Source organism: Nannocystis pusilla, assembly GCF_026626665.1.
Taxonomy (GTDB): domain Bacteria; phylum Myxococcota_A; class Polyangia; order Nannocystales; family Nannocystaceae; genus Nannocystis; species Nannocystis pusilla.
In genome coordinates this window covers 7745278-7760473 of record NZ_JAPNKE010000002.1, presented here as the reverse complement: position 1 = coordinate 7760473, position 15196 = coordinate 7745278, and the positions used below count along the sequence as shown (strand labels likewise).

At 67.7% G+C, this 15196-nt stretch carries 9 protein-coding genes and 4 pseudogenes; 5 read left to right on the top strand and 8 right to left on the bottom strand.

Features of this window, described 5'->3' with window-relative positions; genetic code table 11:
• Positions 1–609 precede the first annotated feature (609 nt).
• Positions 610–1984, top strand: a pseudogene (locus tag OV079_RS34105) (IS3 family transposase); the annotation flags it as partial.
• Between the two features lie 161 nt (positions 1985–2145).
• Entirely contained in the window at positions 2146–2499 is a 354-nt protein-coding gene (locus tag OV079_RS34100) for a nuclear transport factor 2 family protein (protein ID WP_267773484.1), read from the top strand.
• Between the two features lie 219 nt (positions 2500–2718).
• Here the strand turns inward: OV079_RS34100 and OV079_RS34095 are convergent, their stop codons facing one another.
• Positions 2719–3036: a hypothetical protein gene (locus OV079_RS34095; RefSeq protein ID WP_267773483.1), complete on the bottom strand. Its 318-nt coding sequence runs from the start codon at positions 3034–3036 to the stop codon at positions 2719–2721.
• Positions 3037–3168: 132 nt separating this feature from the next.
• Between OV079_RS34095 and OV079_RS34090 the strand changes: the two genes are divergently transcribed.
• Positions 3169–3834 (top strand): hypothetical protein, encoded by a 666-nt coding sequence (locus OV079_RS34090; RefSeq protein WP_267773482.1) that lies wholly within the window; start codon positions 3169–3171, stop codon positions 3832–3834.
• A 6-nt stretch (positions 3835–3840) separates the two neighbouring features.
• On the opposite strand, the gene OV079_RS34085 is transcribed toward OV079_RS34090, so the two are convergent.
• The 6 genes and pseudogenes from OV079_RS34085 to OV079_RS34065 form a co-directional block, all read right to left on the bottom strand.
• The gene (locus OV079_RS34085; protein WP_267773481.1) at positions 3841–5406 is read right to left on the bottom strand and encodes a hypothetical protein; all 1566 of its coding nucleotides are present in this window, start codon (positions 5404–5406) and stop codon (positions 3841–3843) included.
• 31 nt (positions 5407–5437) lie between these two features.
• Positions 5438–5854 (bottom strand): annotated as a pseudogene (locus OV079_RS59090) (protein kinase domain-containing protein); the annotation flags it as partial.
• A complete protein-coding gene (locus OV079_RS34080) occupies positions 5805–7124 on the bottom strand; it encodes a protein kinase domain-containing protein (RefSeq protein WP_267773480.1) in 1320 nt (439 codons plus the stop codon). The pseudogene OV079_RS59090 and the gene OV079_RS34080, both read right to left, overlap by 50 nt.
• Positions 7125–7446: 322 nt before the next feature.
• The gene (locus OV079_RS34075) at positions 7447–8460 is read right to left on the bottom strand and encodes a DUF4215 domain-containing protein (protein ID WP_267773478.1); all 1014 of its coding nucleotides are present in this window, start codon (positions 8458–8460) and stop codon (positions 7447–7449) included.
• Between the two features lie 538 nt (positions 8461–8998).
• Positions 8999–10555 carry a DUF4215 domain-containing protein gene (locus tag OV079_RS34070; protein WP_267773477.1) on the bottom strand — a complete coding sequence of 519 codons (1557 nt, stop codon included), beginning with the start codon at positions 10553–10555 and terminating at the stop codon, positions 8999–9001.
• Positions 10555–11451 (bottom strand): DUF4215 domain-containing protein, encoded by an 897-nt coding sequence (locus OV079_RS34065; protein WP_267773476.1) that lies wholly within the window; start codon positions 11449–11451, stop codon positions 10555–10557. Before OV079_RS34065 ends, OV079_RS34070 begins: the two co-directional genes overlap by 1 nt.
• Before the next feature lie 544 nt (positions 11452–11995).
• Here OV079_RS34065 and OV079_RS34060 point away from each other — a divergent pair.
• Positions 11996–13371, top strand: a pseudogene (locus tag OV079_RS34060) (IS3 family transposase); the annotation flags it as partial.
• A gap of 136 nt (positions 13372–13507) precedes the next feature.
• Here the strand turns inward: OV079_RS34060 and OV079_RS34055 are convergent.
• A pseudogene (locus tag OV079_RS34055) lies at positions 13508–13984 on the bottom strand (type I restriction-modification system subunit M N-terminal domain-containing protein); the annotation flags it as partial.
• An 841-nt stretch (positions 13985–14825) separates the two neighbouring features.
• Here OV079_RS34055 and OV079_RS34050 point away from each other — a divergent pair.
• Positions 14826–15191 carry a hypothetical protein gene (locus OV079_RS34050; RefSeq protein ID WP_267773474.1) on the top strand — a complete coding sequence of 122 codons (366 nt, stop codon included), beginning with the start codon at positions 14826–14828 and terminating at the stop codon, positions 15189–15191.
• The last annotated feature ends 5 nt before the right edge of the window (positions 15192–15196 follow it).

The window sequence follows — 15196 nt, the reverse complement described above, 5'->3', positions numbered from 1 at the left end:
CACGGGCCTTCCGAGATCCTGAGAAATGCCGCCGAACGTCCCTACCTGACAATGTCATGTGAGACACGGCCCCCCGCGAGTAGAGAGCAGGGCGAGTCCGTGAATCCAGAGCATGAGCAACCCAACCATCAAGAGAAGCGGCGACGAGGAGCAATCGGATAGGCGGAGCGTGAGCGGGTCGAGGTCGTCGGCCGTCGATGTGACGAGTCAGCAACGGCGTAGTCCGGTCGAAAGTTTTGCTGTGCCTGCTGCGACAACAAGCACCAGGATGGCCTTCCGAAGGAGCGGCAACGAGGAGCAATCGAGTAGGCAGGGCGTGAGCAAGGCGAGGTCGCCGGCCGTCGATGCGATGAGTTTGCAACATTGTAGTCCGGTCGAAAGTTTTGCTGTTCCTGCGGCGACGAGGAACACCCGGAGCGCCTTCCAAACGAGCGGCAACGAGGAGCAATCGGGTAGGCGGGACGAGCGCGTGTCGAGGTCGTCGAGCAAGGACGCGAGGAGTCGGCGACGGTGTAACCCCGTCGAAGTTCTTGCTTCACCAGGGCCGACGCGCGGCGAAGAGCACTGGAGGGTGGTGTTCGGCCTGGAATCGGGCGAGTCCACGGAGGCATGGACCTGATGGCGACTCAAGCACGAGAGCCCGACCCTGAGACCGCGGAGAAGGCGACGCGACGCCGCTTCACGCCCGCGTACAAGTTGAAGATCCTCGCGCGGACCGACCACGCGAGCGAGGGACAGATCGGCGCCATCCTGCGCGAGGAGGGCCTGTACAGGTCGCTGTTGTCGACCTGGAGGCGGCAGCGGGACGAGGGTACGCCGGGGGGTTGAAGCCGAAGAAGCGCGGACCGAAGCCGAAGAAGGACCCCGAGCAGAAGGAGTTGGAGCGCCTGCGTCGCCGGGTAGCGCAGCTCGAGCACAAGCTCGAGACGGCGGAGCTCATCATCGACGTCCAAAAAGTCTCGCAATTGCTCGGGATCCCGCTCGCGACGATCGATCCGTCCGAGAGGCCCTGATCGCACAGGCGGGCGAGCTGTCCGAGAGGACAGGTCTACCACGCGCGTGCGAGGCGCTGGGCGTCTCGCGGGCGACCCTCTATCGCCGACGTCGTCCCGCGCCGTCCCGGTCGTCAAAGCCGCGGCAGTCGCCACGGGCGCTGAGCGCGGCGGAGCGCCAGGAGGTGCTGGAGCTGCTGCACAGCGAGCGCTTCGTCGACAAGGCGCCCGAGGTGATCGTGCCGACGCTGCTCGACGAGCAGCGCTGGCTGTGTAGCGCGCGGACGATGTATCGCCTGCTCGCCGCCGAGGGCGAGCTCCGCGAGCGCCGGCGGCAGCACCCCGAGTACAAGCGCCCCGAACTGCTGGCGACCGCGCCGAATCAGGTGTGGTCATGGGACGTGACCTGGCTGCGAGGGCCGACGAAGGGCCAATACTATTACCTGTACGTCCTGCTCGACATCTACAGCCGCTGCGTCGTCGGCTGGACCCTCGCGCGCCGCGAGAGCGCGGACATCGCCGCGCGCCTCATCCGCGCCGCCTGCGACAAGCAACAAATTCGACCGGATCAATTGACCATCCACGCCGATCGCGGCGCCGTCCCGACGGCGCGCGAGCTCGCCGACCTCTACGACGCCCTCGGCGCCCGCCGCTCGCACAGCCGCCCCCACGTCAGCGACGACAACCCCTACTCGGAGGCCCACTTCAAGACCCTCAAGTACACCCACGACAACCCCGCTCGCTTCGCCTCCTACGACGACGCCCACGCCTTCTGCGTCCGCTTCGTCGACGGCTACAACCATCACCACCGCCACTCCGGCATCGCCTTCCTCGCGCCCGCCGACGTGCACTACGGCCGCACCGACGCCATCCTGTCCGTCCGGACAGCAACCCTCCACGCCGCCTACGACGCCCACCCCGAGCGCTTTGTCCGTGGAAGACCCACGCCGCGCCGGCCTCCCGCCGCGGTCTACATCAACCCTCCGCGCCCGCCCGAACGCGGCCTTCGCGAGTACGACGTCCATGTCCTTACGGACAGGTGCATCACGACCGATCCATCGCCGGGCGGCCAGGGCGGCGAATCCTCACATTCACTAAACCAGACCCGCGCCTTGTCTCAAAATCATTGACAGGCTCCGAGCGCAACAAGGCGGTGGTGCGGGCGCTGCAGGAGGCCATCAACCGGCGGGACTTTCCGGCCGTCGAGACGCTGCTCGCTCCGAGCTTCGTCCAGCACGATCCCACGGACAACCGGGCGGCCGTCACTCGCGCCGGCTTCATGAGCCGCCTGCGGTTCGACGCGGAACAGAACCCCGCCGCCCAGGAGCACGTCGACTTTCTCGTCGCCGAGGAGGACTTCGTGGCTGTCCTCCTTCACCACGTCGGGAATCGGCCGGATTCAAGTCCCAGCGGGACGACCGACAGCCACGTGCAGATTTTCAGGGTGACGGGCGGTCGCCTCGCCGAGGTATGGGGGCGTCGGGAGGTCTACTGCCGACACTCGTGAGCGACAGTATTCCGTGCGATAAGCTCGCACGTGCCCGCTGAGGGCTACGGTCGCGCGCGCGGCGAGGGTCGTTTCGCCTCGCTCGTCGTCGGTCGCATCGAGTCCCGCCCGCGTGGAAACCGACGGTCGGAATGCTCGTGCTCGCGGCGCGCACAGCCGACGCCGGACGGTGTTCGGCGGCGCCCCTTGAGGCGAAGTGTCGGCGGGGCCGGATTCGCGCTACACTTCGGGAATGCGGCCACGGTCCCGGCCCATCGTCCTCGCCCTCGGTCTCGCGCTCGCCTGCCAGCCGTCGCAGGCGGACACGTCGCCGTTCACAACCATGCCGCCGATGACCTCGTCAACGACCTCGACCGGCCTCGCCGACTCGAGCATCGGCGGCTCGCCCGGTAGCAGCTCGAGCGGCACCGGCTCGAGCTCCACGACGGAGCTGTCCACCGGCTCGGGAAGCGGCGACGCGAGCAGCGGTGGGACCACCATGATCTGGGACGTCGGCACCGACCAGGACCTCGGCGACCCGAAGCCGCCCGGCTGCAAGGGGAAGATCGACTTCCTGTTCGTGATCTCGCGCTACGGCGGCATGAGCTACTTCCAGACGCAGCTCTCGCCGCTTTCCCACGATTCATCGACACCATCCAGGCGAAGTTCGCCGACTTCGACTACCACATCATGGTGGTCGACGGTGATCCGGACTGGGGCTCCAGTTCGTGCGACGCGCAGTGCCCGATGCCATGCCCGGTTCCCGGCTATCCCTGCAGCTACACCCCGACGACCTGCGACACCACAATCGGCGCCGGCACCGTGTTCCCCGCGGGTGACGACGCGCCCAACAAGCCGTGCCCGATCGACGGCGACCGCCGCTACATGATCAAGGGCCAGACGAACCTCGACGACGCCTTCGCCTGCGTCGCGCAGGTGGGCAGCAACGGCCGGGACTGGATCGGCGAGGCGCTCACGGCGGCAGTTCTTCCGGGCCTCAACAAACCCGGCAGTTGCAACGAAGGCTTCCTCCGCGACGACGCGTTGCTGATGGTGACGCTCATCTCCAACACCTTCGACTATGGTCCCAAACCCTTAGGATCCAAGGGCTCACCGGGTGACTGGGCGGCGGCGGTGCTCCAGGCTAAGCACGACGACGCGGAGTCGGTGGTCATGTTCAGCATTCTGAGTGCTGGCGAACCCGAGTGCGATCCAGACGATCGTACCTGCCAGTTGGTCAAGATGTTCCCCCACCACCTGCTCGCCGACCGCGAGGAACCAGACTACGGGCCGTTCTTCGAGCAGGCAACCGACCTCGTCGAGGTCGCCTGCGCCGACTTCGTCCCGCCGGGGTAGCCCGCGCTACCCACCGATGTAGGCGACGGCGGGGTAGCCGTTCGCACCCAGGCCCCCGGCGTAGACCTCGCCGTACGAACCAATCGCCAGTGCCAGTGCCAGGTGGAGCACCTGGCCGTCCTTGCGCGCGAAGGTCCACACCGGCTCGATCTTGGAGCGGGCGAAGGCCCGGACGGTGAAGGCGGTCTCGTTGCCCTTCATGCCTCCGGTGGCCACGACGGCGTAACCGGCTGGGCTCCATGCGAGGTCCCGCGGGCCGAACTGCTTGGTCGGAAAGGTGCCGAGCGAGGTCTGCCAGGCGAGGTCGCCGCGCGTGTCGTAAATGCGAAGGTCGCTCTCCGGCTGGCACGCGTCGTCGCAGGTGTAGCCGGCGACGACGAGGCGACCGTCCTCGTCGGCGTCGACCGCCTGAGCGCCACTCTGGGTCTTCACGCCCGCCGGGGCCACGGTCCAGGCCACGTCCTGGATCTCACCGTCGAAAGTGAGGATGAAGAGGCGATCGCGAGACTTGATGTCGTCGCCGTGCTTGCCGTACATCTCGCCGACGAGCGCGAGTGTGTCGTCTACGTAGACGCAGTCGCGCGTCCGCTCGTAGAACCAATGCGCCTGCTTGACAGGGGAGTCGAAGGTCAGCGTCTCGCCCGGAAGGTTTGGCCGGAAGATCCGCACCATCGTGTCGTCGTCCATCCACGGTGACGGCGCGTAGCCGCAGACCGCCACGGCGCCCGACGAGTGACGCGCGAGCGCCACGGCCGTCTCGTCCTTCGCCCCGAGCCCGAGGTTCGTCGGCGCCTGTCCCCACGCTGGGATCTTCGCCAACCACCAGCGCACCCCGTCGACCCCCTCGCGGTTGACGGCGACGAACATCGCGCCATCGTCGCCGACGACGAGGTCGATCGGCGCGCAGTTGTTGTCGGGCAAGATCGTCACCAAGTCGTCGGGCCCCCACGCGCCGCCCTTGTTGCGGCGGCGGAGGTAGCAGCGCGACTCGCCGTTCGGGAGGAACGTCCCGAGCTCGACCACGTCGCCGGCCGGCAGTACGCCCATGGCCGCGACCTGGCCGCCGCCGATCAGGTCGCCGGTCTCCCAGAAGCCCTGACTTCCGGGCGTGGGGAGGGCGACCTCGTAGGGCGCCTGCACCGTCTCGCCGTCGACGATGTCGCGCCATGGCGTCAGCAGGGCGACGTGCGGCCCGTTGACGAGGCCCGTCAGCACGGCGATCTCGCCGTCGAAGAGCCCGGGCTCGATCATCGCCAGCTCGATCACCTCGCCGGAGTCGAGCTCCATGCGCACGCCGTCCGCGTGCTCGGCCGACACCGCCACCGTGATCGCCCCGTTGAATCCGATCGGGTCCGGCGTCAGCTTGAACTCCATAACCGCCGGCGGCCCGGCCGGCTCGGTCAATGTCGTGCTGCTGGTGTCCAGCTCGACGTCGGTCGAGCTCTCGTTGGCGCCGGTGACGGTCTGGATTCCGCCGCCCGACATCAACGTGGTGATGTCTCCGGTGCTGTCCCCGGTGGAGGTCGTCGCGCAGTGGGTGTCCGGACAATTCACTCGAGTCGACGCGCTCATCCGGGTCTTGATGGAGCGCCCAGCGGAGCGCCGCCTCGAGCGCCCTGGGGCACCCCGGCGCGTACATCCGTGGCGAGACCATCTCGTTCGAGTCCCCCGTGAACGGCCGCTTCCCGGTCAGCATCTTGTACAGCAGCAAGCCGAGCGAGTAGACGTCGCTCTTCGCCGTCCAGCCCTTGCCCTCGCGGGCTTCGGGCGCCGTCCACTCGAGCATCTCGAGCCCGCCGGTGCCGAGCTTGAGCCGCGACTCGGGCGGCGTCGGGTAGCGCTGCTCGACCACCGCATAGAACCTGTCCGTAAGGTCAGCCATCCCGACGTCGATCAGCGTCGCCGTCGTCTCGCGCCCGAGGTCGATCAGGATGTTCGACGTGTTGAGGTCGCGGTGCAAGATCCCCCGGTCATGCAGCGCGACCAGCGCCCCCGCGAGCTGCCTCCCGACCGCGATCAAGTCGGCCGGCCCGAGCGTCTGACCGGCGATGCAGATCGCCCGCCCGCTTGCCCTTCGCCAGCGCCATGGCGATGAACGGCTGCTTCCGGCTCGTCGCCGTCCGGCAGTCGATCAACTTGGGCAAGGCCGGATGACTGACCGCGCTGAGCACCCGTGCCTCGCGGGCGAACCGCACGCGCTCCTCGAAGCTGGCCTTCGACCTCGCGCTGAGCAACTTGAGCGCCACGTAGCGCGCCGCGTCGCGGTGATACGCGCGGTAGACCTCGGCCTTCGCCCCGACGCCGAGCACCTCGATCAGCTCGTAGCACCCGTCGAACAAGAACGGTTCGGCGTCGTCGGCGTGGGCGATGCGGATCGCCTCGAGCCGCCGCTGGAACTCCTCGGCGGTCGCCACCCGCTCCTCCGGCAGGACCGCTACCGCCGCGGCCACCAGCGCCTCGAGCTCCGGCGGCACCTTGCACGTCGGTCGCACCTCGACCATCGGCCGGTACTCCCCAGGCGTCGGGAAGACACCTGTGCAGAGCTGATAGATCGTCACCCCGAGCGCATAGGTATCAAAGCGCGGGTCCGCCTCGACCAGTGCCACCTCGGGCGGGTAGAAGCCGGGCGTCCCAACCACTTTCCCGACCTCGGTCTTGTGCCGCGGCACAGGCGTGAACCCGCCGGCCTGTACGCGCGCCCAGTCGTGGATCTTGGCGATCCCCAGGTCGATCAGCTTCACGACCGGCCGCCCCGCCGCACTGTCGATCTGCACGATGTTGCTGGGCTTCACGTCACGGTGAATCACCCCGACGCGGTGCAGCGCTTCGAGCGCGCCGGCCACCTGCGCCGCCAGCTCGACGACCTCGCGCCACGGCAGCGGCCCGCGCCGGATCAACCGCTCGTCGAGGCTCTGCCCGGGCAGGTACTCGAGCGCCATGTACGGCGCCCCATCCGCGGTCTCCCCGACCGCGAGCACCTGAACCATGTGCGGGTGCCGTAGGTTGGCGAGCAGGCGCGCCTCGTCGGCGAACCGCCGGCGCGCGTCGGCGTTGTCGTCGCGCAGCACCTTCACCGCCGCCAGGCCGTGCAGCGCCCGGTCCTTGCAGACGTAGACCGCGGCCATCCCGCCGGCTCCGATCGGCTCGCGGACCTCGAAGCGCTCGCCGAACAGCACGCCGACCATCTCGCGGCTCGCCTCGGCGTGGAGCGTCCAGCCCTTCGCGTGCCTTAACGCCTCGGGAGGGGTTGTGGCCGGCACAGGTGTCGGGCTGTTGGGTGAGCGTGTCATGCGTCTCGCCGTATAAGGAGGGCGTATCTCAAAAGGCAAGGGCAAATTCACGGTCTCTCGCCGAACGCAGTCCTCGGGCTTGTTTACATGCACATACACCGCTCGGGGAGTCGGATGGACCTACCCTGTTGCGTTACGTCTCGGGCACTATCTGGACTTCCAGCGCATCCTCAACACCACGCCCTCCAAACGCCGCCAGCCCTAACGCTGCGCGCCCCGCCGGGCAGGCCGCCGACCCATTGGCAGATCGTTTTCAGTTCTCTTCAATGGCGTGCAAGAGAATCCCGTCAGTCAGGTCCGCCCAACCGTGCTCACGCCGCTTTCACGGGTCCTCGATGCAGTAGATGGGGGCAGAGCCGGAGCACGGGGCTGTGCTCATCGCGTCGGTCCAGGTCGGATCGGTCACGTTCGTAAAACCGAAACCGCCGGAGACCTGGGGCGTCGAGTCGTTCCAGCCGTCGCAGTGGTTCTCGCCGGGGGTTCCGTCGGTCCTCGTGTTCGTCCACGGGGCCGAGTTCACCTTCACCTTCGCCTCGGTCAGGTCGACGGCATGCGCGAGCTCGCCATCAGTCAGGTCGGCCCAGCCGTTCTCGGCCACCGGGGTCCCGTCGGTCAGCACGTACATCCCCAGGTACTGGGTGTCGAGCCGGCTCGCGGGCCCGTTCAACTGGCTCGACAGCCAGGCCTTGAAGCTCGCTTCATTCGCTAGCCCGGCGGCGGTCGCCGCCATCACGCACTCCTCGTCCGCGCCGCTCAGGCCCCCGAGGTTGCCCTCGAACTTCTTGCTCGTCACGAAGATCACCCGCCGCGGCTTCAGGCATTCGAAGCAGCCGTCGCTGTCGACCTGATTCCCGTCATCGCACTCTTCCACGCCTTCCTGGACGATGCCGTCGCCGCACTCCGCCGGCTCACAGGCGTTTGTGCAAGTGTCGGTGTCGATGTCGTTACCGTCGTCGCACAGCTCCACGCCTGCCTGGACCGCTCCGTCGCCGCAAAACGCTTTCTGACAAGCCACGCACTCGTCGGTGTCATCGCTGTTCCCGTCGTCACACGTCTCACCGGGACCGACGTCGCCGTCGCCGCAAGCACTCGCCTCGCACATCGCGTTGCACGCCTTCCCGGGGCCGTTGTCGGGACCGTTGTCGCACTGCTCTTCGCCGGTCCACACGATGCCGTCGCCGCAGCTCGCCATGGCGCAGGCGTTGGTGCAGGCGTCGGTGTCGACGTCGTTCCCGTCGTCGCACGGCTCGCCCTCTTCCACCGCCCCGTTGCCGCAGGACGGCTCGGTGCAGTCCTCCGGGCAGCTCATCATCGACTCGCCTGTCCCGCAGACCATGTCCCCGCAGACACACGAGTCGGAAGTGCAGGAGAGGCAGTCTCGCCCGCACGTCGCCTCCTCGTCCGCCTGACACACCCCGTCGCCGCACCCAGGCGCGCAGTCCTCGGCGCAGAGGGCGGTGTTCTCGTGCAGTTCGCACGTCCCGTCGCCGCAGCTCCCGGGGTGGCACTCGATCGGGCAGCGCGCGGGGTCCTCGAGTGGCGCGCATACGCCGTCGCCGCAGCCCGGTCCCGGAAGTCGCGCGGGCACGTCTCTGCCGTCTCGTCCTCGTCTTCCTGGCCGTTCCCGCACGTGCCGAGACACGCCTGGACGAAGGTCCAGTTCTCCTGCGCGTCGCACACCGCTGCCGCGGGGCCCTCGCCCGTCTCGTCCCTCCACACGCAGTCCGACGGGCAGACCTCCTGGTTCTCGTCAGGGTCGCAGACGAAGTTGTCGTTGCACTGCCACGGCGGGTACTCGGGCTCGCGGGCGCAGGCGGTGAAGGCCAGCGCGAACAAAAATGTCCTGAGAGACAGCCGGCGTGCGAGGCGATGCACTACACATCCTCGATGCAATAGAGGGGGGCAGAGCCGGAGCAAAAACTCGTGCCCACCGCCTCAGTCCAGGTCGCGTCGGTCGCGTTCGTCTTGCCGAAGCCACCGGAGTAGTCGAGGGTCGAGTTGGTCCAGGCGTTGCAGTCATTCTCGCCGGCGGTCCCATCGGCCTTGGTATTCGTCCACGGAGCGCTGGACACTTTCATCTTCGTCTCGGTCAGGTCCACGGCGTGCAGCAGCTCGCCGTCGATCAAGTCAGCCCAGCCGTTCTCGGCCACCGGGGTGTCGTCGATCAGCACGTACATGCCCTGGTACTGGGTGTCGAGCCGCTTCGCCGGCCAGGTCGCTTCGTTCGACAGCCATGCTTTGAAGCTTGCTGCGTTCGTAAAGCCGGCGGTCATTGCCGCCGCCTCGCACTCATCGTCCGCGCCGCTCAGGCCACCGAGGTCGCCCTCGAACTTCTTGCTGGTCACGAAGATGACCCGTCGCGGCTTCAGGCACACGTTCGAGCATCCATCCGTGTCGACCTGATTGCCGTCGTCGCACTCCTCCTCGCCCTCCCAGACGATGCCGTCCCCGCAGTCCGCCGGCTCGCAGGCGTTCGTGCAGTCGTCGGTGTCGATGTCGTTTCCGTCGTCGCAATCTTCTTCTCCGGACCACACGAAGCCGTCGCGGCAGCTCGCCTGCTGGCAGGCCACGCAATCGTCGGTGTCGTCCGCGTTCCCGTCGTCGCACGTCTCGCCGGGGCCGATGTCGCCGTCGCCGCAAGCACTGGCCTCGCACATCGCGCTGCACGCCTTGCCAGGGCCATTGTCGGGGCCGTTGTCGCACTGCTCCTCCCCGGTCCACACGATGCCATCGCCGCAGCTCGCCATGGCGCAGGCGTTGGTGCAGGCGTCGGTGTCGACGTCGTTCCCGTCGTCGCACGGCTCGCCCTCTTCCACCGCCCCGTTGCCGCAGGAGGGCTCGGTGCAGTCCTGCGGGCAGCTCATCATCGACTCGCCTGTCCCGCAGACCATGTCCCCGCAGACACACGAGTCGCTGGAGCAGGGCAAACAATCCCTCGCGCACGCCGCCTCTTCGTCCGCCTGACACACCCCGTCACCGCACCCGGGCGTGCAGTCCTCGGCGCAGATGGCGGCGTTCTCGTGCAGCTCGCACGCTCCGTCGCCGCAGCTCCCGGGGTGGCACTCGATCGGGCAGCGCGCGGGGTCCTCGTCGGGCGCGCACACGCCGTCGCCGCAGCCCGGCCCCGGGAAGTCGCGCGGGCACGTCTCCGCCGTCTCGTCCTCATCCTCCTGGCCGTTCCCGCACGTGCCGAGGCACGCCTGCACGAAGGTCCAGTTCTCCTGCGCGTCGCACACCGCCGCCGCGGGGCCTTCGCCCGTCTCGTCCTTCCACACGCAGTCCGACGGGCAGATTTCCTGGTTCTCGTCAGGGTCGCAGACGAAGTCGTCGTTGCACTGCCACGGCGGGTGCTCGGGCTCGCGGGCGCAGGCGGTGAAGACCAGCGCGAACAAACATGTCCTGGGGGACATCCGGCGTGCGAGGCGGTGCATCACACATCCTCGATGCAGTAGAGGCGACGAGCGCCGTCGCACGGCGCTATGCCCACCGCCTCGGTCCAGGTCGCGTCGGTCGCGTTCGTCTTGCCGAAGCCCCCGGAGTAGTCGCCGGTCGAGTTGGTCCAGGCGTCACAGTGGTTGGCACCGGCGCTGGTCCCGTCGGCCTTGGTGTTCGTCCACGGAGCGCTGGACACCTTCATCTTCGTATCCGTCAGGTCCACGGCGTGCAGCAGCTCGCCGTCGGTCAAGTCAGCCCAGCCGTTCTCGGCCACCGGGGTGCCGTCGATCAGCACGTACATGCCCTGGTACTGGGTGTCGAGCCGCTTCGCCGGCCAGGTCGCTTCGTTCGACAGCCATGCCTTGAAGCTTGCTGCGTTCGTAAAGCCTGCAGTCTCCGCCGCCGCCTCGCACTTCGAGTCGGCGCCGCTCATGCCCATGAGGTCGCCCTTGTACTCGGTGCTCGTCACGAAGATCACCCGCCGCGGCTTCAGGCACGCGTTCGAGCATCCGTCCGTGTCGACCTGATTGCCGTCGTCGCACTCCTCCTCGCCCTCCCAGACGATGCCGTCCCCGCAGTCCGCCGGCTCGCAGGCGTTCGTACAGTCGTCGGTGTCGATGTCGTTTCCGTCGTCGCAATCTTCTTCCCCGGACCACACGAAGCCGTCCCCGCAGCTCGCCTGCTGGCAGGCCACGCACTCGTCCGTGTCATCGCTGTTCCCGTCGTCGCACGTCTCGCCGGGGCCGATGTCGCCGTCGCCACAAGCACTGGCCTCGCACATCGCGCTACACGCCTTGCCGGGGCCGTTGTCGGGGCCGTTGTCGCACTGCTCCTCGCCGGTCCACACGATGCCGTCGCCGCAGCCCCTACCTGACAATGTCTTGTGAGACACGGTCCCCGCGAAGTTTAGAGAGCAGGGCGAGTCCGTGAATCCAGAGCATGAGCAAACCAACCATCCAGAGAAGCGGCAACCCGGAGCAATCGAGTAGGCGTTGTGTGAGCAGGACGAGGTCGTTGGCCGCCGATGCAACGAGTCAGCAACGGCGTAGTCTGGTCGAAAGTCTTGCTGCGCCTGCGGCGGCATCGAGCACCAGGAGGGTTTTCCAAGAGAGCGGCAGCCCGGAGCAATCGCGTAGGCAGGGTGTGAGCAGGACGAGGTCGTCGGCCATCGATGCGACGAATCAGCAACGGTGTAGTCCGGTCGAAAGTCTTGCTGTGCCTGCGGCGACCACGAACATCAGGCGCGCCTTCGAAACGAGGAGCAACGAGGAGCCGTCGAGTAGGCGGGATGAGAGCGGGTCGAGATCGTCGGCCGGCGATGCGACGAGTCAGCAACGGTGTAGCCCGATCGAAATCCTTGCTTCGCCGGGTTCGATGCCCCGCGAAGAGCACCTGAGGGTGGAGTTCTACCTGGAATCGGGCGATGCAACGGAGGCATGGACCTGATGGCGACTCAAGCACGAGAGCCTAACCCCGAGACCGCCGAGAAGACGCCGCGACGCCGCTTCACGCCCGCGTACAAGTTGAAGATCCTCGCGCAGACCGACCACGCGAGCGAGGGACAGATCGGCGCCATCCTGCGCAAGGAGGGCCTGTACAGCTCGCTGTTGTCGACCTGGAGGCGCCAGCGGGACGAGGGTACCCTGGGGGCGTTGAAGCCGAAGAAGCGTGGACCGAAGCCGAAGCAGGACCCCGAGCAGAAAGAACTGGAGCGCCTGCGCCGCCGGGTGGCGCAGCTCGAGCACAAGCTCGAGACGGCGGAGCTGATCATCGACGTCCAAAAAAGTCTCGCAATTGCTCGGGATCCCGCTCGCGACGATCGAGCCGTCCGAGAAGACCTGATCGCGCAGGCGGGCGAGCTGTCTGAGAGGACAGGTCTGCGGCAGGCGTGCGAGGCGCTGGGCGTCTCGCGCGCCACCGTGTACCGCCGTCGCCGCCCCGCGCCGGTGAAGTCGCCGAGACCGCGGAGGACGCCGCGAGCGCTGAGCCCTGGAGAGCGCCAGGAGGTGCTGGAGATGCTGCACAGCGAGCGCTTCGTCGACAAGGCGCCCGAGGTCATCGTGGCGCTCCTGCTCGACGAGGGGCGCTGGGTGTGCAGCGCGCGGACGATGTATCGCCTGCTCGCGCAGGATGGCGAGGTCCGGGAGCGCCGGCAGCAGCGGCGGCACACCGAGTACAAGCGCCCCGAGCTGCTGGCGACCGCGCCGAACCAGGTGTGGTCGTGGGACGTCACCTGGCTGCGAGGACCGACCCGGGGCCAATACTACTACCTGTACGTCCTGCTCGACATCTACAGCCGCTGCGTCGTCGGCTGGACCCTGGCGCACCGCGAGAGCGCCGACCTCGCCGCGCGCCTGCTCCGCACCACCTACGACAAACAACAATTAGACCTGATCAATTGACCATTCACGCCGATCGCGGCGCCGTCCAGACGTCCCGCGAGCTCGCCGACCTCTACCAAGCCCTGGGCGCCCGCCGCTCGCACAGCCGGCCCCACGTCAGCGACGACAATCCCTACTCCGAGGCCCACTTCAAGACCCTCAAGTACACCCACGACTACCCCGACCGCTTCGCCTCCTACGACGAAGCACACACCTTCTGCGCCCGCTTCATCGACGGCTACAACCACCACCACCGTCACTCCGGCATCGCCTTCCTCGCCCCCGCGGACGTGCATTACGGCCGCACCGAGGCCGTCCTGTCCGTCCGGACTGCCGCCCTCCACGCCGCCTACGCCGCCCACCCGGAGCGCTTCGTCCATGGAAGACCCACGCCGCACCGGCCTGCCGCCGCGGTCTACATCAACCCTCCGGGCCGCCCCGAGCGCGGCCCTCGCGAGTACGAAGTCCATGTCCTTACGGACAGGTGCATCGCGATGGATCCACCTTCGGAGCACCTCTCCGGTGAAATCTCACATTCACTAAACCTGATCAGCACCGTGTCTCAAAGTCATTGACAGGCTCCGGGCTCAGGTTGATCTCGGGGTCAAGGAACTTCTCGATGAGCGTGCCGAGGGCGTCGCTCTTCGAGAGACGGGCGAGCACGCTCCTGAACTCGAAGTTGGTCAGGATATCCTGCACGTTCTGCGAGAACCCGTCGAGGTAGTCCTCGAAGTCGGCCTTCAGCTGCTGCTGGTTTCCACGTGACTTGAGGTCTCGCAGGCTGAACCTCGATGTGTTGTAGAACGCCTGGTTAGACGCCTTGCAGAGCGCCGCGTGCTGCTCGGTGATGCCGGCCTCGTCGAGCAACTTTTTGGTATCGAAGACCTCCTTCTTCGTCGGCTCGAGCACGGCGTCGAGGCGGCGAAGCACGAACATGGGCAGGATGACATCCCGGTACTTGCCGCGCACGAAGAGGTCGCGGAGGACGTCGTCGGCGATGCCCCAGATGAAGGAAACGATCTTGTTGTGTGCTGCCTGATCCATGTTCAAACGTCTCCGAAGCGGGGCGCCGCTTCGGCGCACGAGAGAAGGGAAGGAGCTCGCATGGTGAGCGGCGGGTTGGCGGAGCTACGCATCCCATCCCCCTGACGGCGTGGTGGGGTGGTCTGGGCCTGGATCCACGCGTCGGTCTCGACCGCCGGAATCGCCACTGGCCGCGCACCTTGAATGCCGGGATCTCCCCTTTCTGCGCCATCGTGTAGACGGTCTGGTCCGCGACCTTGAGCAAGGTGGCAACCTCCAGGACGGTCAGAATCTCGCCGCTCATGCGGGTTGGCTTCGGCCCTGACGGACTCGACCCCGACCCCGTCCCCAGGCCTCCGCGACGACCGCGCGCCACGCGAGGGGTAGACGGTGTTCCCCGAGCGGGGGGAGGACATGAACGAAGCTGTGCTCGGGGGGCGCTTCGAGGTCGAGAAGCGCATCGGACGCGGGGAATGGCCGAGGTGTTCCTGAGCAAAGACCTGCTGCTCCACGGGCTGGCGGCGGTGAAGATGCTGCGGGAGGGTAACATAGACGCGTGGCGGCGGTTCTCCGATGAGGGCCGGCTGCTGACCAACCTGCGCGATCTGCACCAGGTCCGGGTGCTCGCGGTCGGGGAGACCGAGGACGGGGCGCCGTACATGGCGCACATGGCGCTGGAGTCCGGAGGCGGCGCTGACCGAGGCGGACCCCTGCTACGACACCTACGGGCTCTGGGTGACGATCGACCTACCAGGCTCTGCACGAGCGTGCTGCCGGTGCCGGGGCGAGTACCCGCCGATGCGGGAACTCGCCCCGAAGGGCGGGGATCCCGGCGGAGCTCGAGGCGCTGGTCGAGGCGGCGGTGGCGGTGCTGCCAGAGGCTCGGGTGGCGAGCGCCGAGGAGTTCGCGCGACCGCTCGAGGCGATCCGGGTGGCGCACGCAGACGAGGAGACGCCGCACCTCTTCGACGGGTGCTACGAGCTGCACGAGGTATTCGGCGCGTGGGCGAAGGCAGAGGTGTACCGGGCGTACCACCGCGACGCGAGGCGCTACGTGGCTCGCCCTACGGCCTGGTCGAGCGGGCCAGGGGCGCCCTGCGAGCACACGGCTGGGGCGGCGATGCGCAAGGGCAAGCAGCGGCGGGGTCATGCTAACCTCCGGCCCCACTGCGATGTGGTGCCTGACGAACCGGACCCCGTATGCGGCCGCGCGCAACTGGATTCGTGACCAGA

Bases quoted from the DNA above. Each gene is read 5' to 3' on its own strand.
- OV079_RS34090 (WP_267773482.1), top strand. From the start codon at position 3,169: ATGGTGGTCGACGGTGATCCGGACTGGGGCTCCAGTTCGTGCGACGCG.
- OV079_RS34085 (WP_267773481.1), bottom strand. From the start codon at position 5,406: ATGAGCGCGTCGACTCGAGTGAATTGTCCGGACACCCACTGCGCGACG.
- OV079_RS34080 (WP_267773480.1), bottom strand. From the start codon at position 7,124: ATGACACGCTCACCCAACAGCCCGACACCTGTGCCGGCCACAACCCCT.
- OV079_RS34075 (WP_267773478.1), bottom strand. From the start codon at position 8,460: ATGGTCTGCGGGACAGGCGAGTCGATGATGAGCTGCCCGGAGGACTGC.
- OV079_RS34070 (WP_267773477.1), bottom strand. From the start codon at position 10,555: ATGCACCGCCTCGCACGCCGGATGTCCCCCAGGACATGTTTGTTCGCG.